The organism is Nocardioides sp. NPDC006273 (assembly GCF_040613495.1).
In the GTDB taxonomy this organism is placed as follows: Bacteria; Actinomycetota; Actinomycetes; order Propionibacteriales; family Nocardioidaceae; genus Nocardioides.
This window is the reverse complement of record NZ_JBEXSD010000108.1, coordinates 1-8,157: the sequence shown is the minus strand read 5'-3', so window position 1 is coordinate 8,157 and position 8,157 is coordinate 1. Positions and strand designations below refer to the sequence as shown.

General features: G+C 68.8%; 8 protein-coding genes and 1 pseudogene. 4 read left to right on the top strand and 5 right to left on the bottom strand.

Going from position 1 to position 8,157, the window contains the following annotated elements; translation table 11 throughout:
- Nucleotides 1-251: 251 nt before the first annotated feature.
- The 4 genes from ABZZ22_RS26435 to ABZZ22_RS26420 all read right to left on the bottom strand — a co-directional run bounded on the left by ABZZ22_RS26435 (nucleotide 252) and on the right by ABZZ22_RS26420 (nucleotide 4,064).
- Nucleotides 252-752 carry a GNAT family N-acetyltransferase gene (locus ABZZ22_RS26435; protein WP_354938351.1) on the bottom strand — a complete coding sequence of 167 codons (501 nt, stop codon included), beginning with the start codon at nucleotides 750-752 and terminating at the stop codon, nucleotides 252-254.
- Between the two features lie 8 nt (nucleotides 753-760).
- Nucleotides 761-2,632, bottom strand: a complete 1,872-nt coding sequence (gene lepA, locus ABZZ22_RS26430; RefSeq protein ID WP_354938348.1) for a translation elongation factor 4 — start codon at nucleotides 2,630-2,632, stop codon at nucleotides 761-763.
- 71 nt (nucleotides 2,633-2,703) lie between these two features.
- Nucleotides 2,704-3,663 carry a hypothetical protein gene (locus ABZZ22_RS26425; RefSeq protein ID WP_354938345.1) on the bottom strand — a complete coding sequence of 320 codons (960 nt, stop codon included), beginning with the start codon at nucleotides 3,661-3,663 and terminating at the stop codon, nucleotides 2,704-2,706.
- Between the two features lie 32 nt (nucleotides 3,664-3,695).
- On the bottom strand, nucleotides 3,696-4,064 hold the full coding sequence (locus ABZZ22_RS26420) for a YciI family protein (RefSeq protein WP_354938341.1): 369 nt from the start codon (nucleotides 4,062-4,064) through the stop codon (nucleotides 3,696-3,698).
- A 37-nt stretch (nucleotides 4,065-4,101) separates the two neighbouring features.
- Here ABZZ22_RS26420 and ABZZ22_RS26415 point away from each other — a divergent pair, with 37 nt between their 5' ends.
- A complete protein-coding gene (locus tag ABZZ22_RS26415) occupies nucleotides 4,102-5,346 on the top strand; it encodes a sigma-70 family RNA polymerase sigma factor (protein ID WP_354938339.1) in 1,245 nt (414 codons plus the stop codon).
- Here the strand turns inward: ABZZ22_RS26415 and ABZZ22_RS26410 are convergent.
- Nucleotides 5,319-5,762 (bottom strand): hypothetical protein, encoded by a 444-nt coding sequence (locus tag ABZZ22_RS26410; protein WP_354938336.1) that lies wholly within the window; start codon nucleotides 5,760-5,762, stop codon nucleotides 5,319-5,321. The two genes, ABZZ22_RS26415 and ABZZ22_RS26410, sit on opposite strands and share 28 nt — an antisense overlap.
- Before the next feature lie 188 nt (nucleotides 5,763-5,950).
- Between ABZZ22_RS26410 and ABZZ22_RS26405 the strand changes: the two genes are divergently transcribed.
- The 3 genes and pseudogenes from ABZZ22_RS26405 to ABZZ22_RS26395 form a co-directional block, all read left to right on the top strand.
- Nucleotides 5,951-7,543: an alkaline phosphatase D family protein gene (locus tag ABZZ22_RS26405; protein ID WP_354938333.1), complete on the top strand. Its 1,593-nt coding sequence runs from the start codon at nucleotides 5,951-5,953 to the stop codon at nucleotides 7,541-7,543.
- 50 nt (nucleotides 7,544-7,593) lie between these two features.
- Nucleotides 7,594-7,896, top strand: coding sequence for a hypothetical protein (locus ABZZ22_RS26400; RefSeq protein ID WP_354938330.1), 303 nt, complete (start codon nucleotides 7,594-7,596; stop codon nucleotides 7,894-7,896).
- Nucleotides 7,896-8,157, top strand: a pseudogene (locus tag ABZZ22_RS26395) (hypothetical protein); the annotation flags it as partial. The gene ABZZ22_RS26400 and the pseudogene ABZZ22_RS26395, both read left to right, overlap by 1 nt.

The window sequence follows — 8,157 nt, the reverse complement described above, 5'->3', positions numbered from 1 at the left end:
CTCGATCAGGTGCCGGGTCAAGGACCGCGAAGCGGCCGGCGAAGCCGGCGGGCGAAGCCCGTCCTTGAGGCGGTGCATGATCGAGAAACACTCGAGAAAGGGTCGGCGGCGAACCCTGAAACGAAGAAACGGTCGCGAAGCGAGGTTTCCCCGACAAGAACCGTGTTGGTCTCGACACGCCTCCGCCCAGCGGCTCCGGCGGCTCGACCAGCGAGGCGGCTCGGCCAGCGAGGCGGCTCGGCCAGCGAGGGTCAGAGACTCCGGATCCAATGATCCGGAGACACATCAGCCCGCCCAGCAACAGGCTCAACAGTCTCAACCCATTGTTCACCCCAAGCCCGCTCAGCAACCCGACGCCAGAAAGCCATAGCCCGGACGTTGTCGTTCTGGAACGGAACAGCCCAAGGCCCAGCGTGCCGGGCGATGACGTCGAGCGCGAGGGTCTGCCCCAGGCCACCCCGACGAGCAGCAGGGACGACGAAGAAGGCCTGCATGACACGCTCGACGAACCCCAGGCCGCGAACCAGCGCGAACCCGACCGGCGCAGGCTCCCCGGTGTTCGGGTGGGGTGCCCAGGCCAGGTAGCCGCAGCGGTCGTCGGCCGGATACTCGTCGAGCCATTCGTGTCGGTAGCGGCCGTCCGCGAGCGGGAAGCCGTTGACGATCGGCGCGAGGTCATGGCGAAAGTCCTGCCACAACCAGGCGACGGTCTCCCATTCGGCCTCGCCGGAGACCGGTCGGATCTCGACCACCGACCGGGTCACTTCTTCCCGGCGGACTTGTCGGTGGAGGGCTGGGTGGTGGAGAGCGCGGCGACGAAGGCTTCCTGGGGAACCTCGACGCGGCCGACCATCTTCATCCGCTTCTTGCCCTCCTTCTGCTTCTCGAGCAGCTTGCGCTTACGCGAGATGTCACCGCCGTAGCACTTGGCGAGGACGTCCTTGCGGATGGCACGGATGGTCTCGCGGGCGATCACCCGGGCGCCGATCGCAGCCTGGATCGGCACCTCGAACTGCTGCCTGGGGATCAGCTCGCGTAGCTTGCCGACCATCATGACCCCGTAGGCGTACGCGGCCTCGCGATGCACGATCGCCGAGAACGCGTCGACCGGCTCCCCCTGGAGCAGGATGTCGACCTTGACCAGGTCGGAGGCCTGGTCGCCGGTGAACTCGTAGTTCAGCGAGGCGTACCCCTTGGTCGAGGACTTGAGCTGGTCGAAGAAGTCGAAGGCGATCTCGCCCATGGGCAGGACGTAGCGCATCTCGACGCGGTCTGCGGAGAGATAGTCCATGCCGCCGAGGGTGCCGCGCTTCTTCTGGCACAGCTCCATGATCGTGCCGATGTAGTCGGACGGCGAGAGGATGGTGGCCTTGACGACCGGCTCGCGCACCTCGCGGATCTTGCCCTCGGGGAACTCCGACGGGTTGGTGACGACGTGCTCGGAGCCGTCTTCCATGATCACGTCGTAGACCACGTTGGGGGCCGTCGAGATGAGGTCGAGGTTGAACTCACGCTCGAGACGGTCGCGGGTGATCTCCATGTGCAGCAGGCCGAGGAACCCGACGCGGAATCCGAAGCCGAGCGCGCCCGAGGTCTCCGGCTCGTAGGTCAGGGCCGCATCGTTGAGCTGCAGCTTGTCGAGCGCCTCGCGCAGGACCGGGTACTGGTCGCCGTCGATCGGGTAGAGCCCCGCGAAGACCATCGGGTTGGGGTGCGAGTACCCGCCGAGCATCTCCTCGGCGGGACGGTTGTTGCCGGTGACGGTGTCACCAACGCGCGACTGGCGGACGTCCTTCACGCCGGTGATCAGGTAGCCGGTCTCCCCGACACCGATGTGGTCGGCCTTGACCGGCTCCGGGCTGATCACGCCCAGCTCGAGCATCTCGTGGACCGCGCCGGTCGACATCATCTTGATCTTGTCGCGGTGGGTCAGCTTGCCGTCGAAGACCCGGACGTAGGTCACCACGCCGCGGTAGGTGTCGTAGACCGAGTCGAAGATCAGAGCCCGCGCCGGCGCATCCGGGTCGCCGACGGGCGCTGGCACCTGCTTCACGATCTCGTTGAGGAGATTCTCGACGCCGAGACCGGTCTTGGCGGAGGTGAGCAGGACGTCCGAGACGTCGCAGCCGACGAGGTTGGCCAGCTCCTCGGCGTACTTCTCGACATTGGCCGAGGGCAGGTCGATCTTGTTGAGCACCGGGATGATGTGCAGGTCGGCACCCATCGCGAGATAGAGGTTGGCCAGGGTCTGCGCCTCGATGCCCTGAGCCGCGTCGACGAGCAGGATCGCCGCCTCGCACGCCTCCAGCGACCGGGAGACCTCGTAGGTGAAGTCGACGTGCCCAGGAGTGTCGATCATGTTGAGGACGTACGTCTCGTCCTTGCTCTCGCCCTCAGTCACCGTCCACGGCATCCGGACGGCCTGCGACTTGATCGTGATGCCACGCTCGCGCTCGATGTCCATGCGGTCGAGGTACTGCGCCTTGGCCTCACGCTCGCCGACGACACCCGTCAGCTGCAGCATCCGGTCGGCCAGTGTCGACTTGCCGTGGTCGATGTGGGCGATGATGCAGAAGTTGCGGATGATCGTCGGGTCGGTGGACCCAGGCTTCGGCGCGGAGTTCGTGGGCACGGGCTGCTTTCGCTCTGTGTCTCTTGGGGTCTCTTGGGGGGAACGTACGTCTTCTTTCGATTGTCCCACGCTCAGTACTGATGGAACCAAAGCGGCAGCTGAACCGACTCACCGGGACAGGTCACATTGCGGTCGCGGTTGTCCTCGAGCCACTGCACCATCACCGCGGCACCGCCTTGGAACATCCAGTCACCACCGCAGCGCTCCAGGGCCGCGGACCGCGAGCTCTCGCCCGCCGGGCGCCATTCGGGCAGCTGAAGCTGCAGGTCACCGACGATCGGCGTCCACAGCCCTTCGATCGAGTAGACCCCGACCCGTTTCCCGGCGTCCCGATAGCCGGCCACGACACCGGTGACCACCGCCTGGTTCGCGGCGACGTCGTCGGACCACTCCCACACCGCGACCGGCTCGACGTCGACCCAGACCGCGGGCGACTCGAGCCCGGCGCGCTTCATCGTCTCGAGATTCCACAGCGCCTGCTGGTAGCCGACGTTGGTCAGCCGGCCGATCCTCGTCTCCGGGTCGCCCGGTCCCTCGTCGCCGTACTTGCGGGTCGTGGCCTCGTCGGGGAACGAGGTGACCGCGTACGCCGAGGTCATCACCTTGTTCTTCTTGGCCCACTCGACCTGCGAGGCCAGGCACGGGTTGGGATGGAACGCGGGGCCGTTGGTGAGCCCGATGACCACGTACTCCGCCGTCTCGAGCGGCATCGGCAGCCCCAGCGTCCGGCGCTCCTCGATGCCCATCCCCTTGGGGCACTGCGGCCAGCTCACGTCGCCGCCCTCGACGATCCCGCGATCGTTCGCCGGCGGCAGCGTCGGCACCTCGATCGACTCGTGCGCTCGCGGCGGTGCGCTCGTCGGGGCCCCATCCTCGGGCACCGTCTCGGGCACCACCTCGGGCACCACCTCGGTACGCGCCGACGGCGAGGTGGGATCCGCCCCCGTCGCCGGCTCGTCGGCACACCCGAAGAGCACCGGTGCCAGCAGGAGCAGCAGCACAGCGGGGTAGGCGTTCTTTCTCGGCGACATCACCGCAGATACTGCCACCCGACCCCAGCGGGTCACGCCTGAGCGAAGTCGTCTCCCATCACCGGCCGGATCTCGATCGGCTCCCCGAGGACAGCGACCATCCGCGACACGATGTCGATCGCGCGCTCCTGGCTGGCCACGTCGATGACCGCGAAGCTCGCCAGCACCTCCTTCAGCTCGGCGAACGGGCCATCGGTGGCGACCGGGCCGCTCGCACCGGGCCGCACCGTGACCGAGACCGCCGGATGCCCCAGCCCTTCGGTGCTGATCAGCTCGCCGTTGGCGACCAGCTCCGCCTCGAACCTCTGGTACTCCGCGAACGCGGCGAGGGCCTCCTCGGAGGCAGTGTCGGAGGCGTCCCACGCCTCGGCGGGCGTGTATCCCAGCAGCAGGTACTTCATGTCCCGAACCTAGCCCTCGAAACTAGTCTCTATCGACATGACCGGACCATCGCCGCTCGAGGAGATCCTCCGAGCCGAGGCGCCGTACGTCCTGAGCGCCCTGGTCCGCCGCTTCGGACGGTTCGAGGCCGCTGAGGACGCGGTCCAGGAGGCGCTGCTGGACGCCAGCACCCAGTGGACGCGAGACGGTGTCCCGGAGAACCCGCGCTCCTGGCTGACCCGGATCGGCTACCGGCGGATGGTCGACCTGCTCCGCTCCGAGCAGGCCGCCCATCGCCGCGAGCTCCAGGTCGGGATCGCCGAGGTGACAATCCCGGCCGGCCCGGCGGCGGAGACCGACGACAGCCTGACCCTGTTGCTGCTGTGCTGTCATCCAGCCCTGTCGCGGACCGGGCAGGTGGCGCTCACCCTGCGCGCCGTGGGCGGGCTGACGACGGCCGAGATCGCCCACGCGTACGGGGTCCCGGAGACCACGATGGGCACCCGGATCAGCCGCGCGAAGCAGACGCTGCGCAAGGCCGGCGCCCGCTTCACGCCACCCGAGGGAGTCGAGCTCGCCGAGCGGGTCGGTGCCGTGCTCGACGTGCTCTATCTGGCCTTCAACGAGGGGTACACCGCCACCGCCGGGGCCGACCTGGGACGGGTCGACCTGGCGCACGAGTCCATCCGGCTGACCCGGATGCTCGACCGGATCGCACCCGGCGAGCCCGAGGTCGCCGGGCTGTTGGCGCTGATGCTGCTCACCGAGGCGCGTCGGCCCGCGCGCAGCTCCCCGGACCTCGGGCTGGTGCCGCTGGCGGAGCAGGACCGTACGCAGTGGGATCGCGCTCTGGTCGACGAAGGGCTGGCAGTGCTGGCGGAGGTGTGGCGGTCGGGGGATCCCGGGCCGTTCCGGCTCCAGGCCGCGATCGCGGCCGTCCACGCCCGCTCGGAGTCCGCGGCGGAGACCGACTGGCGCGAGATCCTCGGCCTCTACCTGCTGCTGGAACGTACGCTGCCCACCGCTCCCGTCCGCCTGGGACGGGTGGTCGCCGCGGCCCACGCGTTCGGCCCGGTGGTCGGCCTGCAGCTGCTGGACGAGCTCGATGCCGAGCACGGCCTCGCCGGCGACCCGCTGACCGCGCAGCGGGTCCTGGCGGTGCGGGCACACCTGCTGGACCAGCGGCACGACCCGTCCGCAGCCGCCCAGTTCCGGGCGGCTGCGGAGATGACCGCCAACGAGGCCGAACGCGACTACCTGCTGCGGCGCGCGGGTCAGGCGCGGGTCATCGTCGACTCGTAGCCGCCCTGGCCGGCGTAGTCCCACTCCCCGGTCATGACGTCGCCGGTCTCGTCGAAGGCGCCGACGAACTTCACCGGTGAGCCCTTCTCCCCACCCCAGATCGTCAGGGTGTCGCCGTCGAGCTCGTAGACGTAGTCGAGGGTCGCGCCGGTGTTGTCGTAGTAGCGCGAGTGCACGTCGGGGCTCGGCTCCTCACCGAACGGTCGCAGGTTGCCGATCACCTCGATCCCCGTCGTGACCTGCCCGAACTGCTCGAGGCGGACGTCCTGGAGCAGGAAGTAGCCGCCCTCCATCCAGCGGTAGGTCACCTCGCCCTCCGCGCCACCGGTCACCTTCCAGGTGCCGATGAGCCGGTCCAGGGCACGAATGCCCGGGCTCGGTGCGGGCGCTGCGGGCATGGCGTACTCGTCGTTCATGGTGTCGCTCCTCTGCTGCGGCCGGCGTCTCCGGCCTTCACCCCTTCTCTCGGAGCCCGCCCGACGATCTCGACATCTCGGTGAAAGAAAATTCTTTCCACCCGCGACAGACACCTACCGCGTACGTGTTCACCGACACGACCCGCGGAACTAACCGGTAGTTCCGCCGGCATCGGCAGGTTGTGCACATGACCCCACTCAACCGCCGCTCCGTCCTCGGTCTCGGTGCCGCCGCCGGTGTCGGACTCGTCGTCCCCACCACCGTTGTCCCCGCCACCGCCGCCTCCACCGCCTTCGGCCCTGCCAACTTCGGCCCTGCCAGTTTCGTAAGGGGCGACCGCCCGAACCTGACCCACGGCGTCCAGTCCGGCGATGTCGGCGCCCGGGGCGGCGTCTTGTGGAGCCGCGCCGACAAGACCTCCCGACTGGTCGCGGAGATCTCGGCCGACGAGTCGTTCCGCCGGGCCCGCCCGGTCAACGGACCGGTGGTGACCACGCGGAGCGACTTCACCGGCGAGCTGCGGGTCCACGGTCTCGAGCCCGGCCGCGAGTACTTCTACCGGATCCGTGCCGTCGACCCCGACGACCCGCGACGTGGCAGCGCCTGGGAGCTGGGCCGGCTGCGTACGGCACCGAGCAGCCGCCAGGACATCCGTTTCCTGTGGTCCGGCGACGTCGCCGGCCAGGGCTGGGGCGCCAACCCGGACTTCGGCGGTTTCCGGATCGCGCCCGCGATGGCGGCGCGCGAGGCCGACTTCTTCCTGAGCTCCGGCGACAACGTCTACGCCGACGGCCCGCTCACCGCGACCGTGACCCTTCCCGACGGGCGGGTCTGGAACAACATCGTCACCGAGGAGAAGCGCAAGGTCGCCGAGACGCTGGCCGAGTTCCGTGGGCAGTACGCCTACAACATGCTCGCCGACAACTGGCGCGCCTTCCTCGCCCAGACGCCGATCGTGGCGCAGTGGGACGACCACGAGGTCACCAACAACTGGTACCCGGGCGAGATCCTGCCCGACGACGGCCGCTACACCGAGCGCCGCGTCGATGTCCTCGCGGCCCGCGCCAAGCAGGCCTTCCACGAGTACATCCCGGTCGGCACCGCCTCCCCCGACCCCGATGGCCGGATCTACCGCAAGCTCTCCTACGGCCCGCTGATGGACCTGTTCGTCCTCGACATGCGCACCCACAAGAACACCAACACGACCAACGCGGAGACGAGCGCCGACGGTGGCGTGCTCGGCGAGCGTCAGACGAGATGGCTGCTGCGCGAGCTGGCCGCGTCTCGCGCCACCTGGAAGGTGATCGCCGCGGACCTGCCGATCGGCCTGGTCGTCCCCGACGGCACCCTGCAGGAGGGCATCTCCCAGGGCGACGGCGGAGCGCCACTCGGCCGCGAGATCGACATCGCGAAGGTGCTCACCGGGCTCAAGGGACTCGGGATCCGCAACCACGTCTGGCTGACCGCCGACGTCCACTACACCGCGGCGCACTCCTACGACCCCGATCGCGCCGCCTATCAGGACTTCGACCCGTTCTGGGAGTTCGTCTCCGGCCCGCTCAACGCCGGCGCCTTCGGCCCCAACAAGCTGGACCCCACCTTCGGTCCGGCCGCCGAGTTCGTGGCCGCTCCCCCGGCCGCGAACACCTCACCCGCCGACGGCTTCCAGTTCTTCGGCGAGGTCGAGATCGACGGACGTACGCAGCAGCTCACCGTCACGCTGCGCGACATCGACGGCGGCGCTCTTTTTACCAAGACGCTGGACCCGAGTTTCCGTTAAGGTCCGCCTAGCCGTCTCCCGTTTCGGGCCCAGGAGGACCAAACCAGACCATGAGCGAGATCCATGTCGTCCCCAAGGACATGAAGGCAGCCATCGCGGTCGCCACAGAAGCCGAGAGCAACGTCCGCAAGTCCGATTCCGCCGGCCATCTGAGCAAGGCGGGCGCCGCGATCCCCGGTGCGGAAGCAGTCGGCTACATGTCTGATCTCGGCAACCGCTGGACCGACGAGACCAGGGCCGCGGCGGACAGCTCCCAGCGACTCGCCACCCAGATGCAGAAGGCTCTCGACGAGGTCGAGGCCGCCGACGCCACCGCAGGAGCGAACGCCGGCGGCGTCATGGGCGGCAACTGATGGCGATCACGTTCGGCCAGGTCAAGACTTGGAAAGCAGCACCCCTCGGTGACGCCGGCGACGGACTCAAAGCCGACCTCCGCAACCTCGAGACCAGCCGCGACGAACTCGAAGCAGGCGGCGTAGCCAAGTCCTGGACAGGCATCGCCGCCGACTCCGCCCGCAGCCACCGCGACACCCTGGTCGCCGACCTCTCCAGCCACATCACCGGCAAACAACAGATGCAGAAAGCGCTCTACAACGCCGAGACCGAGGTCGAAG